This is a genomic window from Vibrio sp. D173a, from assembly GCF_030248475.1.
This window is the reverse complement of record NZ_JAHGAH010001092.1, coordinates 1-680: the sequence shown is the minus strand read 5'-3', so window position 1 is coordinate 680 and position 680 is coordinate 1. Positions and strand designations below refer to the sequence as shown.

1 pseudogene is annotated in these 680 nt (G+C 41.9%); it reads right to left on the bottom strand.

What is annotated here, in order from left to right:
* Positions 1-71 precede the first annotated feature (71 nt).
* Positions 72-680 (bottom strand): annotated as a pseudogene (locus KIV40_RS31520) (hypothetical protein); the annotation flags it as partial.

Genomic DNA, 680 nt, shown 5'->3' with positions numbered 1-680 from the left:
CTCTCAACTCAGATTCAAATAAAAAGGAGCCACTTATAAAGCGGCTCCTTTGCTTTGACTTGCTGTTTTATCTAGCCGCGGCTCACACGGTCTTTTACAGCTTGTTTGATTTGCTGACGTTGCTCTTGAGAAAGCGATTGAACTTTTTGTTTTAGCTCTGCTTTTTGCTCCGCTGTTAGGTTTGGTTTCGCCGGAATCCAATCATTGATTGCGTCTGATATAGCAGCCTTTGCTGCGCTACGAAGTTCTTCTACTGTTTTTCTTTCACCGGTCAGCAAGTAGTAACCTAATGAGTTGCCTTGAAGGTCCATTTCAATGTTAGCGATTTTAAGCATGGTTAGCTTGTTGTCTTGAGACCACTCTTTAGTCATCTCTTTAGTTACGCTCCAAGCTTTAATACGCATATCTTCGTTAATTGCACCTGCGCCTTCATTTGCAACGAAAGCTAGAGCTAGGAACTTCTGTTCTTCTTTGGTTAGGTGTGTCATTGCTTCTTTGTAGGCATTAACCGTCTTAACTGAAACAGTGCTGCGACCTTCGTCTCCAGAGATAATTACACCTGTAGGGGTATCAGTAATTGTTACTTCACTAGCACCCAAAGTAATAACTAGTTTGTTATCGTCAACCATTTCGAATTCGAAACCAATACCGTAATCAGGGTCTGCGATAATTGGATGGTC